The 17,395-nt window shown below is 63.0% G+C and carries 15 protein-coding genes and 2 pseudogenes; 7 read left to right on the forward strand and 10 right to left on the reverse strand.

All coding sequences use genetic code 11. The features are described from left to right. Positions 1–124: 124 nt before the first annotated feature. Positions 125–1,300: an ABC transporter substrate-binding protein gene (locus tag ACFXS9_RS06900; protein ID WP_392686499.1), complete on the forward strand. Its 1,176-nt coding sequence runs from the start codon at positions 125–127 to the stop codon at positions 1,298–1,300. A 21-nt stretch (positions 1,301–1,321) separates the two neighbouring features. Continuing rightward, positions 1,322–1,777, forward strand: a complete 456-nt coding sequence (locus ACFXS9_RS06905) for a cupin domain-containing protein (RefSeq protein WP_392686502.1) — start codon at positions 1,322–1,324, stop codon at positions 1,775–1,777. Between the two features lies 1 nt (position 1,778). Here the strand turns inward: ACFXS9_RS06905 and ACFXS9_RS06910 are convergent, their stop codons facing one another. The 5 genes from ACFXS9_RS06910 to ACFXS9_RS06930 all read right to left on the reverse strand — a co-directional run bounded on the left by ACFXS9_RS06910 (position 1,779) and on the right by ACFXS9_RS06930 (position 9,114). Beyond that, positions 1,779–3,032, reverse strand: a complete 1,254-nt coding sequence (locus ACFXS9_RS06910; RefSeq protein ID WP_392686504.1) for a flavin-dependent oxidoreductase — start codon at positions 3,030–3,032, stop codon at positions 1,779–1,781. A gap of 79 nt (positions 3,033–3,111) precedes the next feature. After that, positions 3,112–5,460 carry a bifunctional salicylyl-CoA 5-hydroxylase/oxidoreductase gene (locus tag ACFXS9_RS06915; RefSeq protein ID WP_392686507.1) on the reverse strand — a complete coding sequence of 783 codons (2,349 nt, stop codon included), beginning with the start codon at positions 5,458–5,460 and terminating at the stop codon, positions 3,112–3,114. Positions 5,461–5,700: 240 nt separating this feature from the next. Beyond that, positions 5,701–6,537: an enoyl-CoA hydratase family protein gene (locus ACFXS9_RS06920; protein WP_392686510.1), complete on the reverse strand. Its 837-nt coding sequence runs from the start codon at positions 6,535–6,537 to the stop codon at positions 5,701–5,703. 33 nt (positions 6,538–6,570) lie between these two features. Further along, positions 6,571–7,332, reverse strand: a complete 762-nt coding sequence (locus ACFXS9_RS06925) for an SDR family NAD(P)-dependent oxidoreductase (protein ID WP_392686513.1) — start codon at positions 7,330–7,332, stop codon at positions 6,571–6,573. An 801-nt stretch (positions 7,333–8,133) separates the two neighbouring features. Next, on the reverse strand, positions 8,134–9,114 hold the full coding sequence (locus ACFXS9_RS06930) for a nucleoside recognition protein (protein ID WP_392686516.1): 981 nt from the start codon (positions 9,112–9,114) through the stop codon (positions 8,134–8,136). 118 nt (positions 9,115–9,232) lie between these two features. On the opposite strand from ACFXS9_RS06930, the gene ACFXS9_RS06935 reads away from it, so the two are divergent. Next, positions 9,233–9,685 carry an Lrp/AsnC family transcriptional regulator gene (locus ACFXS9_RS06935; RefSeq protein WP_392686519.1) on the forward strand — a complete coding sequence of 151 codons (453 nt, stop codon included), beginning with the start codon at positions 9,233–9,235 and terminating at the stop codon, positions 9,683–9,685. Positions 9,686–9,724: 39 nt separating this feature from the next. Here ACFXS9_RS06935 and ACFXS9_RS06940 read toward each other — a convergent pair. Continuing rightward, positions 9,725–10,908 (reverse strand): annotated as a pseudogene (locus ACFXS9_RS06940) (CaiB/BaiF CoA transferase family protein). Between the two features lie 110 nt (positions 10,909–11,018). On the opposite strand from ACFXS9_RS06940, the gene ACFXS9_RS06945 reads away from it, so the two are divergent. The 4 genes from ACFXS9_RS06945 to ACFXS9_RS06960 all read left to right on the forward strand — a co-directional run bounded on the left by ACFXS9_RS06945 (position 11,019) and on the right by ACFXS9_RS06960 (position 14,521). Next, positions 11,019–11,948 carry a dihydrodipicolinate synthase family protein gene (locus ACFXS9_RS06945; protein ID WP_392686522.1) on the forward strand — a complete coding sequence of 310 codons (930 nt, stop codon included), beginning with the start codon at positions 11,019–11,021 and terminating at the stop codon, positions 11,946–11,948. Positions 11,949–12,283: 335 nt separating this feature from the next. Next, positions 12,284–13,300, forward strand: a complete 1,017-nt coding sequence (locus tag ACFXS9_RS06950) for a YihY/virulence factor BrkB family protein (RefSeq protein ID WP_392686525.1) — start codon at positions 12,284–12,286, stop codon at positions 13,298–13,300. 243 nt (positions 13,301–13,543) lie between these two features. Further along, positions 13,544–14,239: a DUF3750 domain-containing protein gene (locus ACFXS9_RS06955; protein ID WP_392686528.1), complete on the forward strand. Its 696-nt coding sequence runs from the start codon at positions 13,544–13,546 to the stop codon at positions 14,237–14,239. Positions 14,240–14,329: 90 nt separating this feature from the next. After that, on the forward strand, positions 14,330–14,521 hold the full coding sequence (locus tag ACFXS9_RS06960; RefSeq protein ID WP_334364092.1) for a hypothetical protein: 192 nt from the start codon (positions 14,330–14,332) through the stop codon (positions 14,519–14,521). A gap of 16 nt (positions 14,522–14,537) precedes the next feature. Here the strand turns inward: ACFXS9_RS06960 and ACFXS9_RS06965 are convergent, their stop codons facing one another. The 4 genes and pseudogenes from ACFXS9_RS06965 to ACFXS9_RS06980 form a co-directional block, all read right to left on the reverse strand. Beyond that, positions 14,538–15,227: an endonuclease/exonuclease/phosphatase family protein gene (locus ACFXS9_RS06965; RefSeq protein WP_392686531.1), complete on the reverse strand. Its 690-nt coding sequence runs from the start codon at positions 15,225–15,227 to the stop codon at positions 14,538–14,540. Next, positions 15,227–16,765, reverse strand: a complete 1,539-nt coding sequence (locus ACFXS9_RS06970; RefSeq protein WP_392686534.1) for a VTT domain-containing protein — start codon at positions 16,763–16,765, stop codon at positions 15,227–15,229. Before ACFXS9_RS06970 ends, ACFXS9_RS06965 begins: the two co-directional genes overlap by 1 nt. A 123-nt stretch (positions 16,766–16,888) precedes the next feature. Further along, a pseudogene (locus ACFXS9_RS06975) lies at positions 16,889–16,966 on the reverse strand (hypothetical protein); the annotation flags it as partial. Further along, entirely contained in the window at positions 16,933–17,262 is a 330-nt protein-coding gene (locus ACFXS9_RS06980) for a hypothetical protein (RefSeq protein ID WP_392686537.1), read from the reverse strand. The gene ACFXS9_RS06980 and the pseudogene ACFXS9_RS06975, both read right to left, overlap by 34 nt. Between the last annotated feature and the right edge of the window lie 133 nt (positions 17,263–17,395).

Below are 17,395 nucleotides of genomic sequence, written 5' to 3' on the forward strand. Positions count from 1 at the left end.
TTGGCGCATGGCTTGCATGGAGGCGTTGTGCTTGCAGGTGCCGTCGCCGTCAGAATAAGCTGCACCCCGAGCATTTGATGTAGCGTAGGTTTTGGCTGCCGAGCCGCCGAACGGAGGAACAATCATGAAGCAGTCGTTGAAACTGACAGGGCTTGCCGTTTTGCTGGGGGTTGCCGCCGCTCCGGCCGCAGCGCAGGAGAAGATCAAGATCGGCGTGATCACGACCTTGTCCGGCCCGGCGGCCGTACTCGGCCAGCAATCCCGCGACGGCTTCCAGCTCGCGGTCAAGGAGCTCGGCGGCAAGATGGCCGGCAAGGACGTCGAGGTCATCGTCGTCGACGATGAACTCAAGCCCGATGGCGCCCTGACCAAGGCCAAGGGCCTGCTCGAGCGCGAGACGGTGGATTTCGTCGTCGGGCCGATCTTCTCCAACATCCTGCAGGCCATTCACCGGCCAGTGACGGGGAACAAGACGTTCCTGATCAGCCCGAACGCGGGGCCGTCGAGCTATGCCGGCAAGGAGTGCAGTCCGTTCTTCTACGTGACCTCGTACCAGAACGATCAGGTTCACGAGATCCTCGGCAAGGTCGCCCAGGACCGCGGCTACAAGCGCGTGTACGTGCTGGTGCCGAACTATCAGGCCGGCAAGGATTCGGCGGCCGGATTCAAGCTGGACTACAAGGGCGAGATCGTCGAGGAGAGCTACACCCCGCTCGGCACGCTGGATTTCCAGGTCGAGCTGACCAAGATCGCCTCCTCCAAGGTCGATGCGCTGTTCACCTTCATGCCGGGCGGCATGGGCGTCGGCCTCGTCAAGCAGTACCGGCAGGCCGGTCTCGCCGACAAGATCCCGGTGCTGTCGGCGTTCACGGTCGACGAATCGACCCTGCCCGCGCAGCAGGATGCCGCCGTCGGCATGTTCGGCGGCGCCAACTGGGCGCCGAACATGGACAATCCCCACAGCAAAAAATTCGTCGCGGCGTACGAGGCCGCCTATAACAGCGTGCCCGGCACCTACGCCATGCAGGGCTATGATACGGCCATGCTGATCGACAGCGCGGTGAAGGCGGTGAAGGGCGATCTGAAGAACAAGGACGCGGTCTCGGCCGCGCTCAAGAAGGCCGAGTTCACTTCGCTGCGCGGCGACTTCAAGTTCAACGTCAACGGCTATCCGATCCAGAATTTCTATCTGACCAAGGTCGCCAAGCGCCCGGACGGCAAATTCCAGACCGAGATCGTCGAGAAGGTGTTTTCCAACTACGGCGATCGCTATGCCAAGGATTGCACGCCCGCGAAATAACGATCGAGAGGGAGCGATACCATGAAGACTGAAATCGCCGGCATTACCCGCGCCAACGAGGGAATCCAGGGAATTTCCTGGAGCATTCTCGGTCAGATCTATGTGCCGAAGAGCGTCACCGAGCATTCCTTCTCCTGGCATGCGACGTTGCCGCCCGAGACTTTTGTGCCGCCGCACATCCATCCCGATCAGGACGAGTATCTCTACATCCTGGAAGGGCAGCTCGACTTCTTCCTCGACGGCGCCGATACGCAGGCGACAGCCGGCGATCTGGTACGGCTGCCGATGGGCAAGCCGCACGGCATCTTCAACAAGTCGGGACGGACCGCGAAGACGCTGTTCTGGGTCTCGCCGACGCAGCGGCTCTACGACCTGTTCTGGGCGATCCACAACATGAAGGAACAGAAGCCGGACGCGGTGGTGGCGCTGGCGGCCGAGCACAACATCCACTTCCTGCCGCCGCCTCCGGGGGCGTGAGCTACGCCCGCACCGCCGCGAGCCCAACCTGCGGCGGGGCGAAGCCGGCCTTGGACGCGTAGCCGCGCACGATCGCTTCGCGCTGGGCGTAGCTCAACACCTTTTCGATATCGGTAAAGCCGTCCGGCGCCAGTTGCTCGACGGCGTCGATCACGCCTTCGGGGCCGCCGCGGCGGTTCGCGCGCACGATCTCCGCCGTCATCGGCAGGCGCTTCTTCTCATAGGCGACCAGCGCCTGGCGCGGATGTTCGGCGCGCGCCAGTTCATCGGCCAGCGCGCGAGCATCGAGGATCGCCTGCGAGGCACCATTCGATCCGACTGGATACATCGGGTGCGCGGCGTCGCCGAGCAGCGTCACCCGGCCCGAGGTCCAGTACGGCAAGGGATCGCGGTCGCAGCACGGATACTCGTAAAATTCCGACGTCGCCGAGATCAGGCTGCGCACGTCTACATATGGCACCTTGAAGCGCTCGACATGCGGCATCAGCTCCTCGCGCTTGCCGGGCCGCGACCAGTCCTCGCGGCGCGGCGGCGGCGAATTGCCATCGCCGATCTTCACCAGCACCGCCCAATTGGTCAGCCGGCTCGATGGACTCAAGCCTTCCGCAATCGGATAGACCACGACCTTGGCATTCAGCCCGCCGGCCACGATCATGGAGCGGCCGGTCAGGAACGCCGGCCAGTCGCGCGCGCCGCGCCACAGCATCAAGCCGTTCCAGCACGGCGGTCCCTCGTCCGGAAACAGCATCTCGCGCACGCGCGAATGAATGCCGTCGGCGCCGACCAAGATATCGCCGCGCGCCGTTTTGACATGGGAGCCGGTGCGGTCGAAGAAGTGAGCGACCACGCCGCCCTCGTGCTGCGCAAACGCGCCGAGACGGCAACCGGTGTGGATCGCCTCGTTGCCGAGCCGTTCCTCGACGGCGCGATGGATCACGCTTTGCAGGCGACCGCGATGGACCGAGAATTGCGGCACGTCGTGCCCGGCATCGAGGCCGCGCGGCTCGCGCCAGACTTCCTGGCCGTGGCGGCTGAGATAATACAGTTGATCGGTACGAACAGCGGCAGCATCGAGCCGGTCCAACAGGCCAAGGCCCGTCAATTCTCTGATCGCATGCGGCAGAGTGTTGATGCCGACGCCGAGCTCGCGGATGGTGTCGGACTGCTCGAACACTTCGCAATCGATGCCGCGGGCGCGCAGCATCAGCGCCGTGGTGAGGCCTCCGATGCCGCCTCCGACGATGATCGCTTTCATGCGCTACTCCACTCTATTCTTCGACCTCTCTCCGCCGGCGCGGGGCGAGGGAGGGATCGAGCCAAGCCTGCCATTCGGCCTATTCGGCCGCAAGCGGCTTTGTCGCCTCGGCCTTCAGCTCGGCGCGGGTTTTCGGTTTAGCCTTAACCTTGAGGTCCTCGAAATCCTGCCGGTCGCGTACGCTGTTGCGGAAAATTTGTTCCTTGCCGGGCAGATACTGTGGCGGACAGGCAATGTCGGCGCCATACCAGGCCGCCGCCCGCATCGTGAAGGACGGATCAACCAGGTGCGGCCGGGCGAGCGCGACGAGATCGGCGCGACCGGCGGCCAGAATCGTGTTGACCTGGTCCGCGGTGGTGATGTTCCCGACGCACATGGTCGCGACACGGGCTTCGTTCCGGACCTGATCGGAGAACGGCGTCTGGAACATGCGGCCATATATCGGCTGCGCGTCGCGCACGGTCTGGCCCGTGGAGACATCGACGAGATCGACGCCGGCTTCGGCGAACGCGCGCGCGATTGCGACCGCGTCATCGCCGGTGATGCCGCCCGCCGCCCAGTCGGTGGCGGAGATGCGCACCGACATCGGCTTGTGCGCGGGCCACGCCGCGCGCATCGCCTCGAAGACTTCGAGCGGATAGCGCAGCCGGTTGGCGAGCGGGCCGCCATATTCGTCGGTCCGTTGATTGGTCAGCGGCGAGATGAAACTCGCCAGCAGATAGCCATGGGCGCAGTGCAGTTCCAGCATGTCGAAGCCGCAGGCCACGCCGCGCAAGGTGGCCGCCACGAATTCTTCCCTGACGCGGTCCATCGCGGCGCGATCCATTTCGCGCGGCACCTGGCTGTCGGGGAAGTAGGGCAACGGAGACGCCGAGATCGTATCCCAGCCGCCCTGCTCCAGCGGCCGGTCCATCCCCTCCCACATCAATTTGGTCGCGCCCTTGCGGCCGGCATGACCGAGTTGCAGGCAGATCTTTGCCGCCGAATTGGCGTGGACGAAATCGACGATGCGCGTCCAGGCAGCCTGCTGCTCGTCGGTCCACAGACCGGTGCAGCCGGGCGTGATGCGGGCGTCGCGGCCGACGCAGGTCATCTCGGTGAAGACAAGTCCCGCGCCGCCGATGGCGCGCGAGCCGTAATGCACCAGATGGAAATCGCCGGGCACGCCGTCTTTCGCTGAATACATGCACATCGGCGACACCACCGCGCGGTTCCTCACTTCCATCTCGCGCAGCCTGAGCGGCTGGAACATCGGCGCCGCCGGCCTGTCGAGGTCGACATCGAATCCTTTGGCGCGAACCTGCTTCGCAAACGCCTTGTCGACCTCGCGGACGAACTCCGGCGCGCGCAGCGTGAGGTTATCGTAGGTGATCGCCTTGGCGCGGGTCATGACACCGAACGCGAACTGCACGGGATCGAAATCCCAGAAGCGGTCGACATGCTCGAACCAGACCAGCGATACGTCGGCGGCGTGCTGGATCTTCTCGACCTCCTCGCGCCGTCCCTGCTCGTAGGTCTGCAACGCGGCGTCGACGGTCGGCGCCTGCGCCATGGCGTCGGCCAGCGCAATCGCGTCTTCCATCGCGAGCTTGGTGCCCGAGCCGATCGAGAAATGCGCGGTCGCCTTGGCGTCGCCGAGCAGCACCATGTTGTCCTTGATCCAGCGTTGGCTGCGGATCATCGGAAAATTGCGCCACGTCGAGCGGTTGATCAGCAACGGATGGCCGTCGAGGAACCAGCCGAAGATTTCGGCCATGCGATCGGCGGATTCACGTTCGCTGAGGCCTTCGAGGCCGGCGCGGTGGAAGGTTTCGGCGTCGGTCTCGAAGATCCACGTCGAGCGCCCCGCCTCGTATTGGTAGGCATGCGCGATGAACGGCCCCCATTCGGTCTCCTGGAAGATGAAGGTGAAGGCGTCGAGCGGCCGGGTCGAGCCCATCCAGGCGAATTTGTTGGAGCGCAGGTCGATCTGCGGCTGGAAATGTTCGATGTGCTTGTCGCGGAAGCGGCTGTTGATGCCGTCGGCGAGCACGATGAGATCAGTGTCGGCGAAACGGGCTTCGTCGTCGATATCGGTTTCGAACAGCAATGTGACCCCGAGTTCGCGGGCACGCTCCTGCAGGATCAGCAGCAGCGTGCGGCGCGAGCAGCCGCAAAAGCCGTTGCCGCCGACGCGGTGCACGGTGCCGCGGAAATGCACGGCGATGTCGTCCCAATAGGCGAACTCCTGGGTGATGCGGCGGTAGCTCGGCAGATCGTATTTTTCGAAATTGTCCAACGTGGCGTCGGAGAACACGACGCCGAAGCCGAAGGTGTCGTCGGCGCGGTTGCGCTCATAGACGGTGATCTCGGCCTGCGGCCGCTGTTTCTTCAAGAGGATCGCGGCATAGAGACCGGCCGGTCCGCCGCCGATTATCGCCATCTTCATCTACGGCCTCCGAAACAGCCTGTCGGGCTAGTTCCGAATTACTTTAAGCCTAAAATAATTTTCCGGCAAGGGGTTGTTCGTGCCCCGGATGCTGCGCAGCGCCATAAGCGCGTTCACGGCGGTGCGCTGCTGCTCCGGGGCCCACTCGCCGATGGGTCCCGGCTCTGCGGAGCAGCGTACTGGACGATGCTTCGCATCGCCGGGAGAACGCTGCACCGCGTCCGGGACAACGCCCAGCCCTCAATTCCCCTGGAATACCGGCGTGCGCTTGTTCGAGAACGCCTCGAAGGCGCGGGCAAAATCCTCCGTGGTCATGCAGAGCGCTTGGGCTACGGCTTCGGCCTCGACCGCCTCCTCCACCGACATCGCCCATTCCATCGCCAGCATACGCTTGGTCATGGTGTTGGCGAAGGTCGGCCCTTCCGAAATCTGCTTGGCCAGAAGCTGCGCCTGCGGCAGCACCGCGTCCGGCGTAACGATGCGGCTGAAGAAGCCCCAGCGCTCGCCCTCCTCCGCGGTCATGAAGCGGCCGGTATAGAGCAGTTCCGAAGCCCGCGACTGGCCGATGATGCGCGGCAGGATTGCGCAGGCGCCCATGTCGCAGCCGGCGAGCCCGACCTTGTTGAACAGGAACGCAACCTTGGCGCCTGTCGCGGCAAGGCGCAGATCCGACGCCATGGCGATGATCGCGCCTGCGCCGGCGCAGATGCCCTCGACGGCGGCAACGATCGGCTGCGGGCAGGCCCGTATCGCTTTCACCAGGTCTCCGGTCATGCGGGTAAAGGCGGTGAGCCCCTTGGTGTCCATCTGAATCAAGGGACCGATGATCTCGAACACGTCGCCGCCGGACGAGAAGTTGCCGCCGGCACCGGTGACGACGATGGTTTTGACCTCATCGTCCATAGCGCAGGCGCGGAAGAAATCGGTGAGCTCGCGGTAGCTTTCGAAGGTCAGCGGATTCTTTCGCTCAGGACGATTGAGCGTCACCGTGGCGACGCGATCCACGACCGCGAGCACAAAATGTTTCGGCGAATAGTCGGCCAGCGGCAGCGTGACGGGGTTGGCAGGCTTGCTCATGAGATCTCCCTGAATTGCATTGTCGTTGACCGCTCAGACCTCGCCACCGGCAACCGCGATGGCCTGTCCTGTGATGGCGCCGGCACCCTCGCCGCAGAGCCAGAGCACGGTATCAGCTACTTCCGACGGCGCCACGAGACGTCCCTGCGGATTGTGCTTTGACAACTCCGCGATCGCCTGCTCGCGGCTGCGGCCGGTCTTCTTGATGATGTTCTCGATCGAGCCTTCGAGCAGGTCGGTTTCAGTGAAGCCGGGACAGACAGCATTGACCGTGACGCCGCTCTTTGCGGTTTCCAGCGCCAGCGAACGGACGAGACCGATGACGGCATGTTTCGCCGCGCTGTAGGCGCTGACATAAGCATAGCCCTTGAGGCCAGCGGTGGAAGCCACCGCAACGATGCGGCCGCGGCGTCGCTCCAGCATCCCCGGCAGCACGGCTTGCGTGGCGTGGACCACGCCCATGAAGTTGACGTTCATCATCCGCTGGAACAGCGCCGCATCGGAGCGGCCGAATGGCGCGGATTCAGCCGCGCCCGCGTTGGCGACGAGGATGTCGATCGGCTGCCGCGCGGCGGCCTCGGCAACGGCTGATTTGACCGAAGCCTGATCGGCGACATCGGCGACCGCCGCGAATTGCGCCGCGCCAGAGCTAACAGCTTCATCCAGCGTTGCGCGGTTGCGGCCGAGCACCGTCACCGTCGCGCCCGCTTTCGACAGCGCCGACGATACCGCAAGGCCGATGCCCCGCCCGCCGCCGGTGACGAGCGCATGGGAGGAACGCGACAACTGGGACATCGGTCAAGCCTCCAGGATCAGGGTTCAGCATATATTTTAAACTTCAAGCTTTTGCAAGGAAGCGGCGGACGATGGGCATGGTGGCCCCAAATCAAAGCGTCGTCCCTGCCTCCGTGCGCAATCGCGCACTCGGCGCATGGACCCATAGCCACCGCTGCCCGTCGTTGAACGAAAGCCGGCCACCATCTTTGGCAAGACAACATCCGCCGCGGCGTATGGGTCCCTGCGTTCGCAGGGACGACTGCGTGGAAGCAGTCGCGATGCAAGGTATGACTTCGCGATCTCGCGGCGCGTTGCGTCCGAGGTTTGCTGTTCACCTTACCCCCCTTCGAATTAGAGGGCGCAGGGAAGACCGGGTGCGCGCCGCACCCGCGGTCTCGTGTGCAATTGCGCATAGAGAACACGCACACGAGCATACAGGTACAGCGGGAGCATCCCGGCTTCCCTGCGCAATGGCTTTACGGCTTACTTCGTGCTCTTCCCGGAGAACGGCTTTCTTGCCTCCGTCGCCCCTGAGAAGCTTCGCTTCTCCTGGGACTTAGCGCCAGCACCGCGGCGCCCGAACCACACGACTTCGCCGTACGCGTCAGGCGCCTACGTCTTGTGCGCCATTCGCGTCCATCGCATCTCACCGCACGTTCGTGACGATCGCGAGCCGCCCCTCCATCGGGTGAGACAGGCAGAGTTATGCGACTGATTTGCCCCTCGCGTTAAGCGAAATATTTTTGGTTCCTGGGCTTGACACGATTTCTGAAAATCAGAAGTGATTTGCCCATCGTGTTACCTTTCCGCAGTTCGCATCTACCGGCCCGCTGCCCCGCGGCAGTGCGCTCGCCGAAATGCCCACGCAAAAAAAGTTTCATCTGGAACTGACCGAACGAGACACGCAATCAGAGCGGTTGCAGCGACCGCGAAAATAATCCGTCCGACGAGCACGCCGAAAACATCCGCGCCCACTGCTATTACGATCAAGGTGTCCTCGACAACGCTATGTGCAAATCCCATGAAGACGCATGAAATAAGGACCTGACGGGATGACACCTCGCCTGATTGCGCTTCGCGGATCAGCAATCCACCGCCATAGGAAATGCCCAGTAACAAACCTACGGTGGTAAACTGCCCCGCCTTGCCCTCTATTCCGGCTAGGCGCAACGAAGGCGCAAGGATTTTCATCAACAGAGCCATGAGGCCGGACAACTTCAGAATCTCCAGTCCCCAGGCGAGAACGATGAGAATGACGAGCATGAAAATAAGCGCCTCCATTAGCCCGGTGAGGAACCCCACCCAATCAGCAGAGGCGGCCATCGGAATCCAGGCCGGATCCAGCGCCTCCGACAGCCAGCCAGTGGTGGCAAGCAGATGATGGAGCATCATGGCGTAGAGTATGCCGCCAGCGACCCGGATCAGCGTGGTGACGACAAATCCCGGCCCTGCCTTCTGAATGATCTTCTGCTCGATCGGCAGACCATGCGCGAAAAGCAGAAGTGCTGAGAAAACTGTAATATCCGCAACGCTCATCGATGCGGCTGGCACCAGCGCGAAGATCATGGGAATCGCGGCCCATACCCCCACGAGCATTCCGGTCAGCCAGGCCAGTCCCAGCTCCGGCGGCAGTCCGAAAAGTCCCATGACTGGCGCTAGGGCCGGAGACGCGGCCTCGAACAAACCGGTCCGAAACATCACCTCGGTCACGATCGTGACCGGAACGATGACACGGACGAGTTCCCAGTAGATTTGCAGTGTCTCCTGGGTCTTGTGGACGGCGAATCTGAGCGCTGTCATCGCGGGCTCCCATATTGCGGCCCTCATTTTCTAGTCCGACCCCATTCGCATTTGCGGTCAAATATTGCACTTAGATGCAATTTTATTGCATCCTGTTCGTACGAGTTTGGAGATGCGTATGGACCGGATCGACAGGAAGCTCCTGAACCTTCTGCAACGCGATGCGTCACGAACGAACGCCGACATGGCCGACGAGGTCGGACTGTCCCCTTCGAGCTGCCTGCGCCGTATTCGACGGCTGGGCCAGACGGGCATCATTGACCGGATTGTCGCAATCCTGAACCCAGCCAAGGCCGGGCGCATGTTGAAGGCCCTGGTGACGGTCGAACTGAAGCTTCACGGCGAGCAACATATGCGCCGGTTTCTCGATCTCGCGATTAGCGAGGAAGCAGTGGCGCAGGCTTATGCCGTTACAGGGGAAGTTGATGTCGTCCTGATGCTGCACCTTCGCGATATGGAGGAATTCGATGCACTTTGCGATCGGCTGTTTCGGAATCGGACAAATGTTGCGAGGTTCTTCACCATGATGGTGATCCGTACCGCAAAGAACGAAACAACAATCCCGCTATAGTCAGCGCCCGTTAAGGCGCCGGGTCATCGACCCCTGCATCTAGATGATCCCGTGCTTGCGAAGCGCGGCGATGGCATCTGCGTCATAGCCAATATCGGCCAGCACGCTATCGGTGTGCTCGCCAAGCGTCGGCGGGCGCGACACGATTTCGCCCGGCGTTTCCGACAGCCGCACCGCCGCGCGCGCCACTGGCGCGGGATTCGGCAGGCCGGGGTAGTCGACATCCTGCATGAAACCGGCGGCGCGGATGTGCGGATGCTCCAGCGCCTGTTGCGGGCTTAAGACCGGACCGGCCGGGATCATTGCCTGGCCGAGCGTATCGACGGCTTGCTGCGTGGTGCGCTCGGCGCACCAGCGCGCCATCCGTTCGCTGATGATGGGACCGTGGTCGCCGCGCTTGATGTCGTCGGCAAAGCGCGGATCGCTCAGCCAGTGATCCTCGCCCATCAATCTGGCCCAGCGGATGAACAGCGGATGGCCGGTGACCTGGCACAGCACCCAGCCGTCCCTGGTGCGGTAGATATCGGCGGGCGCCGCGGTCTGGCCGAGATTGCCTGTGGGTACGCGGTTCGCTGATATCACCGCCTGCTCGATCAGCGTTGCGTTGGTGAAGGACAACGCGGTTGCGAGCAGCGCGCCCTCGACGATCTGCCCGCGCCCGGACTTAGCCCGCTCGATCAGCGCGGCGAGCGTGCCGAAGGCGCAATGCAGCGCGGTGCCGAATCGACCCAGTTCACCGCGGCCCGGTACGGCGGATCGCCCTTGCCCGTCATGTAGACGGCGCCCGACATCACCTGGCCAACGCCGTCAAAGCCGACGCGATCCGACCACGGCCCGGGGCCGCCGAAAGCGGTCGCGGTCGTCAGGATGATGTCCGGCTTGATTGCCTTCAGCGATTCATAGTCGAGCTTCATCGCGCGCAGCGTCTGCGGCGGCAGGTTGGCGACGACGACATCTGATGTCGCAACCAGCCGGCGCATCACCTCCTGGCCTTGCGGCTTCATCGGATCGAGCGTGATGCATTTCTTGTTGCGGTTGACCTGCAGGAACAGCGCGCCCTCGCCGCCTTCACCGACGGGTGCGACAAAGCGGTCCTCACTGCCGTCGCGTTTTTCCACGCGGATGACTTCCGCACCGAACTCCGCCAGCAATGTCGCGCAATACGGCCCCGCGATATAACGCCCGAAATCGAGGACACGGATGCCCTCCAGAACTCCCCCCATCGGTCTTTTTCCTTGGCTGCCTGCTCGATCGTGACGAGCCTTCTATCATGTTGATGAATGAAAGGGACGGCCATACAATCACTGATCCCTTTCCAACGGAACATCCCTAAATGACCCCGACTGCACAACGGCCCTATCGCGGCGTCTTCCCCGTCGCTCCAACCATCTTCGACGATCAGGGGGAGCTCGATCTCGAAGGCCAGCGGCGCTGTATCGATTTCATGATCGACGCCGGCTCGAACGGCCTGTGCATCCTGGCCAACTTCTCTGAGCAGTTCGTCCTCACCGATGCCGAGCGCGAAACGGTTATGGTTGCGGTGCTGGAGCATGTCGCAGGACGCGTGCCGGTGATCGTGACGACGACGCATTTCGGCTCGCGCATCTGCGCGGAACGCAGCCGCCAGGCCCAGGACGCGGGCGCGGCGATGGTGATGATCATGCCGCCGTACCACGGCGCAACGTTCCGCGTGCCGGAAAGGGCCATTTTCGAATTCTATCGCACCGTCTCCGACGCCATCGACATTCCCATCATGATCCAGGATGCGCCCGTTGCCGGGACGCCGCTTTCGGTCGACCTGCTGGCGCGCATGGCGCGGGAAATTCCGAATATCCGCTATTTCAAGATCGAGGTGCCGATGGCGGCGGCGAAGCTTCGCGATCTGATCGCGGCCGGCGGCGACAGCATCGAAGGTCCCTGGGACGGCGAGGAAGCCATCACGCTGATGGCCGATCTCGACGCCGGGGCGACCGGCGCCATGACGGGGGGCGGCTATCCTGATGGCATCCGGCAGATCATCGATCCGTATCTCGCAGGCCGCCGCGAGGAAGCGATGGCAGCCTATGCACGCTGGCTGCCGCTGATCAATTACGAGAACCGCCAGTGCGGCTTGCAGGCCGCCAAGATACTGATGAAGGAAGGCGGCGTGATCGGTTCGGACGCGGTTCGTCACCCCCTGCAAAGGGTTCACCCGGCGGCGCGCGCCGGTCTCATCGAAATCGCCCGCCAGCTCGATCCCGTGGTATTGCGCTGGGGACGGTAAAGCAGGATGATTTTTGGTCAGATAGATTTGGCCGCAGACGCGCTTCACCTCTCCCGCTTGCGGGGGAGGTCGGCGCGAAGCGCCGGGTGGGGGCTCTCTCCACTCGGGCAGTATCGCCCGCGGAGACACCCCCACCCCAGCCCTCCCCCGCAAGCGGGAGAGGGAGCGCACCTCCTTCGTGGTCGCAATTAAACCTAGTTTCATCATGCTTTAGATCGCCACGGTCAGCCGGCACCGCGCTCCGGCGCGGCGTCGCCACCTGTTCATCGCGACCTGATCCAGGAACGTCGTCGCCCGCTGCGCATTATGGCGTAGAGACGCGGGGACGGTTCGCCATGAGCGATGCGAGTTACCTGCACAACACGAAGCCTGAGCCAGCCAAGGCCGAGCCGGATACTTCCGGCGATCAGGGCCGCGGTCGCCGCGCAGTGTCCCCATGGCAAATTCCCTGGAGAGGATGGAAGGACATCCTGATCAGGACCTATCAGCAGGTCAGCGAAGACCGGCTGCTCGCGGTCGCCGCGGGTGTCGTGTTCTATGGCCTGCTCGCCCTTTTCCCGGCGATCACCGCCCTCGTCTCATCCTACGCGCTGTTCGCCGATGCAAGTACGATCAACGACCACATGACGATGCTTGCGGGCATCCTGCCGGAGGGCGCTCTCGGCATCGTCAGAGATCAGGTCGGCCGGGTGCTGGCCCAGGGCGAGGTCAGGCTGGGACTGGCGTTTCTGTTCTCCTTCCTCCTTGCCGTGTGGAGCGCCAATGGCGGCATCAAGGCGATCATCGATGCGCTCAATGTGGTCTACGACGAGGACGAGAAGCGTGGGTTCTTCAAGCTCAACGCGGTTTCCCTCGCATTGACCTTTGGCGGGTTGGTTGCGGTGCTTCTCGCGATCGGCTCCGTGGTTGCACTCCCGATCGTTCTGTCCACCATCGGACTCGGCTCCGTGACCGATGCGCTGTTTCGATTCGGACGCTGGCCTGTCCTGGTCCTGACGATGCTTTTTGGCCTTGCGGTGCTCTATCGGTTCGGACCAAGCCGCCGCTCGGCGCAATGGCGCTGGCTAAGCGTCGGCAGCGTGCTTGCAACGCTGACATGGCTTGCGGGATCGGCTTTGCTGTCGTTCTATCTTGCCAATTACGCAAATTACGACGCGACCTACGGCTCGCTCGGGGCGGCGATCGGCTTGATGATGTGGATGTGGATGTCGACGATCGTTGTGTTGTTTGGCGCTGAACTCAATGCGGAGATCGAACATCAGACCGCAGCCGATAGCACGGAGGGCGGAAACAGGCCGCTAGGTCAGCGCGGGGCCACGATGGCCGACACGATCGGAGAGGCGAAATCGTAGGCGCAGAAGCGTAATGTTCCTGTTTTTCTCGAACAGGCTGGGATGTCTCGGCTCGTTGTTAATTTCGACAGCCGTGACCATCGGCCTGCTCTTTGCGCTCGGCGTTCTGCGTTTTTGATCGCGGAATTGCGCAGCGCCGAACTGGAAATCAGAGTTTAAGCTACTACATCAAGTGCCCGCTCACATTGATCCCCCGCCGTGAAGAGATACTTCGTCATTTTCCTTCTGCTCATGCTCGTTCCCATGGCTGTTTCCGCCGTGCAATACCTGCTCGGCGACAGGCGCGAGAACTGGCAAACGGCGGACCGTTCAAGCGCCGGGCTTCTTGCCAAGGCTTCCGAACACACCGATGCCGTGATCAGGGTGTTCGCGGCACGAACCGTACGCTGGCGCGGGATATTCGCGGTTCACACCTGGATCGTCGTGAAGGAGCGCGGGGCCAGCCGTTACAGCCGCTACGATTACACGGCCTGGGGTGAACCGATCCGGATCGACGGATTCCTGGCCGACGGGCGCTGGTTTGGCGAGATCCCCGAAACGGTCGTCAGCGTCGATGGTCCGAAAGCGGAAGCGCTGATTCCCAAAATCCGCTCGGTCATCGAGACTTACAAGTTTCGAGCCAATGGAGATTACAGCGCATGGCCGGGTCCGAACTCCAACACGTTCATCCAGGCGATACTGGATGCCGTTCCGGAACTTGAAGCGGTGTTGCCGCCGACGGCGATCGGCAAGGATTATCCTTACCATGGCAATTGGGTCGGCTTCACGCCGTCGCGGACCGGCGTGTTTGCTTCGCTCGGAGGTTATCTTGGACTGACGATCGGATGGATCGAAGGCATCGAACTCAATTTTTTCGGAGGCGTTCTCGGCTTCGACATCCGCCGCCCCGCATTGAAACTGCCAGGTGTCGGCCGGCTCGGGCTGCCGCTTGGCCCGTGACTCAATATTTTTCACTGGACGAGATGGGATTGATTTCAATCGATAGGGAACCTTCGTTTCGATCAAACGTCGAAAATCGGGAGCATCGACATGACCGACGAACAGACCTTTGCATCATTGCTCGGCGAGGCCGCGATGGCGGTGTGGGGCGACATGCCCCGGGACATTCAGGAGGCGCTGTTCGAAACCGCGATGCGCAACCGCTCCGAGTTGCGTCACGATCTGGCCGTGCTGCTGCATGAGCGCCACCCGAGAACGCAGCACCCAGCCAAACCCGACTGAGCAAACCCACCTGACGTCACACCTCTATTCCGGAAACGCAACGTCCGCGATGACGGGAAGATGGTCCGAATAGGAGCGGGCCTTGCGATCGGTCCATGCCGAACGGATCACGAGATCGGGCGAGGCGTAGATTCTGGTCGAGCCGCATCATCGGCAAGCGCGCTGGAAATGTCCGTAACCGCGTTCGGACCGGGCAAATTCGCGCCAGCACGCCCCGCACCGATTTCACCCAGAACCAGTCATTGAAATCGCCGAGCACGAGCGTCCGCGTCGGCTGCACCAGCTCGGCCAGGGCATGTGCCTGGGCGTGCCTTTCATGGATGCTGAGGCCGAGATGCGTGGCAATGACCCTCACCTCGCCATGATCGGACAAAATGCGCGCGGCAATGGCCCTGCGGGGCTCCCGCTCCTGATACGAGACGTCGGAAATTTTCGGGGGCTCGGCGAACGGCCAGCGGCTCAGCAGCACCTGTCCGTAGTCGCCGTCCTCGGTGACGATCGATCGCGCATCGACGCTGTGGTCGCCGACAGCTTTCGCCAGAAGAGCAAAGGGATCGTCGGTTCTCCCACGCGAGTCGACCTCCTGCAGGGCCACGATATCAGGCGACCAGTGGCGAATGACGGAACAGACGCCATCCAAATCAAACCCGGGATTGAGGTGGAAGATGCCGTGAACGTTCCACGTCATGATGCGAATCGTAGCCATCACGTTCTACGCCCCGCCAGCCAGGTCACCAGGAACTGCACGCCAAGGCACAGCGCGATCCAGCCGAGGATCGCCAGCGCCAGCAGCAGCACATTGATCCAGGAGGCGTTTCGCGCCAGATCCGCGATCTGCGCGCCGAGCGCGGCCATCACAGCGATTCCGGGCGCCATGCCGAGCACGGTGCCGAGCACGAAATCGCGCAAGCTCAATTTACTGGCGCCCGCCACCAAGTTCACGATCGAGAACGGGGCGATCGGCACCATCCGAATCATGGCGACCGCCATGACCCCCTTGCCGATGATGCCGCTCTGAACCCGGGCGGCCCGGCGCCCGAGCAGCCGCTGCAAGCGCGCCTGGCCCAGCACGCGGCCGATCGAGAACAGCGTGAGCGCGCTGAGCAGCACGCCGGCGCTCGCGCTCAGGAAACCCATCCACGGCCCCAGTGCTGCAGAGGTCGCGGCGATCAGTACCAGCACCGGAAAAACCACCAACCCGCCGACGACGAAGGCGGCAATCGCAAACAGCGGCGCGAATTGCGACCGCGCGGGTTGCGAGATGATCGAGGAGACGAAGCCGACATCGGCGAAATCGCGCAGCGATGTGTACTGCCAGGCCAGCGCCAAGCCGGCGAGCGCCGCGGCGAGGCCGGATACGGCCAAAATGGTTCTTGCCGTCCACATTCGGTTGGCGGCGCGGTCGAGGTGAAGCGGTTCCCTGGGATCGGCTACGGGCTGCACCATGACCGCCACGCCGCCGACCGACGCGGCCGGATCGATCGGCTGCAACGATTTCGGGACGTCGTCCTCCGCCAGGCGGTCGAGAAATCCGAACAGGTCGGCTTCGTGGCGTTCGATTTCGCGTTCATCGACGCCGCAGAAATGCCCGATCAGACTACGGCGAAGCCAGGCGAGATATTCACAATGCGTGTCGGAGGTCGCCTCGAAGGCCAGGTCGCATTCGGTGTCCGCCCCCATCGAGCGATTGTTGAGGTTGGCCGATCCCACGCGCAGGACGCGATCGTCGACGATCATCACCTTGCTGTGCACCATGACCGCGGCCGCCTGCTCGGCATCCCGCGTCGATGGATAGACAAAGCGGACCCGGTCCATGACGCCCGCCGATACGAACCGGGCGATAAATCCGCCGCGCCCGCTCTGCATGGCCTGCGACTCGAACCAGGACGAATGCATCTTCGGCATAACGATCAGGACGCGAAGTTGCGGCACGTCCAGCAACCGCTGCGCCAGGAGGCGCGCGATGTCGGTGGCGCTGGTGAACTGGTTTTCGATATAGATGAAGCGGTCGGCCGTGTTGATGGACGCTTCGAACAGCCGCGCGACTTCGTTCACGCCGTCACTGCGCGCGGTGGCTATCTCGGTCCGGGCGATGCCCGCCGTCATTCCCCGGCACTGCACCGGGACCGAGGCTGGCCAGCGCTCGCCCTTGGTCGCTGCGGGTCTTTCGACCGTGCAGCCGGCAGCGCGCCACCTGTTCTCCGCCACTTCCGTCAGGCTGGCCGCAGCTTCGCCATCCACCATGCACTGCACGTCGTGAAACGGCGGATAGGGCTTGCCGTCGGGATCGGTACGAAGCGGATGATGCGTCTCATGCGCGCTGGTGTCCCAGCGCCGGATCGTCAGGTCGAGACCGCCGACGAAGCCTAGCGCACCGTCAATGACGACGATCTTCTGATGCTGCGCTGAGCCTAAGGGAAGGCTGGAGTCGAAACAGAAGCGCAGCCGATCCGACGCGTGCGCGGTGAACTTGGCGGCCGAATTCCATTCCGCTCCGCGGCGTAGAGGGCCGGGAAATTCCAGATCAGGATGTTGATCCGCAGATCGGGCTTCGCCTTCAGCAGCGCTTTCAGAAACGCACCGAGCTCTTGCGGATAGCCGTCGTCGGCGTACCCGGAGGGCCCGACAAACCGGGTCTGGCTGTGGATGTCCCAGCCGATGATGTACACCTGCCGGGTTGCGAGCAGTAGCGCTTCCCGCAAAGCGGCGAAATATGCGGCGGCATCATTGAGGATTGTCAACCGCCCTGCCTTGCACCTTCTCCAGACGGTTTCGCCAGGAATGAGGATGGATGAGCTTTGCAGCAGACAGCACCTCGGCAATAGAATGAGAAAACCCCTTCGGGATCACGAACGAATGTTCGCCCGACACCAA

The sequence above is a fragment of the Bradyrhizobium sp. RDI18 genome (assembly GCF_043203335.1).
Lineage (GTDB): Bacteria > Pseudomonadota > Alphaproteobacteria > Rhizobiales > Xanthobacteraceae > Bradyrhizobium > Bradyrhizobium retamae.

Excerpts from the sequence above, each read along its gene's own strand:
- ACFXS9_RS06915 (WP_392686507.1), bottom strand. The coding sequence starts at position 5,460 with ATGAAGATGGCGATAATCGGCGGCGGACCGGCCGGTCTCTATGCCGCG.
- ACFXS9_RS06930 (WP_392686516.1), bottom strand. The coding sequence starts at position 9,114 with ATGACAGCGCTCAGATTCGCCGTCCACAAGACCCAGGAGACACTGCAA.
- ACFXS9_RS06920 (WP_392686510.1), bottom strand. The coding sequence starts at position 6,537 with ATGAGCAAGCCTGCCAACCCCGTCACGCTGCCGCTGGCCGACTATTCG.
- ACFXS9_RS06950 (WP_392686525.1), top strand. The coding sequence starts at position 12,284 with ATGAGCGATGCGAGTTACCTGCACAACACGAAGCCTGAGCCAGCCAAG.
- ACFXS9_RS06945 (WP_392686522.1), top strand. The coding sequence starts at position 11,019 with ATGACCCCGACTGCACAACGGCCCTATCGCGGCGTCTTCCCCGTCGCT.
- ACFXS9_RS06900 (WP_392686499.1), top strand. The coding sequence starts at position 125 with ATGAAGCAGTCGTTGAAACTGACAGGGCTTGCCGTTTTGCTGGGGGTT.
- ACFXS9_RS06955 (WP_392686528.1), top strand. The coding sequence starts at position 13,544 with ATGGCTGTTTCCGCCGTGCAATACCTGCTCGGCGACAGGCGCGAGAAC.
- ACFXS9_RS06965 (WP_392686531.1), bottom strand. The coding sequence starts at position 15,227 with ATGGCTACGATTCGCATCATGACGTGGAACGTTCACGGCATCTTCCAC.
- ACFXS9_RS06935 (WP_392686519.1), top strand. The coding sequence starts at position 9,233 with ATGGACCGGATCGACAGGAAGCTCCTGAACCTTCTGCAACGCGATGCG.
- ACFXS9_RS06905 (WP_392686502.1), top strand. The coding sequence starts at position 1,322 with ATGAAGACTGAAATCGCCGGCATTACCCGCGCCAACGAGGGAATCCAG.
- ACFXS9_RS06960 (WP_334364092.1), top strand. The coding sequence starts at position 14,330 with ATGACCGACGAACAGACCTTTGCATCATTGCTCGGCGAGGCCGCGATG.
- ACFXS9_RS06910 (WP_392686504.1), bottom strand. The coding sequence starts at position 3,032 with ATGAAAGCGATCATCGTCGGAGGCGGCATCGGAGGCCTCACCACGGCG.
- ACFXS9_RS06925 (WP_392686513.1), bottom strand. The coding sequence starts at position 7,332 with ATGTCCCAGTTGTCGCGTTCCTCCCATGCGCTCGTCACCGGCGGCGGG.
- ACFXS9_RS06970 (WP_392686534.1), bottom strand. The coding sequence starts at position 16,765 with ATGGTGGATGGCGAAGCTGCGGCCAGCCTGACGGAAGTGGCGGAGAAC.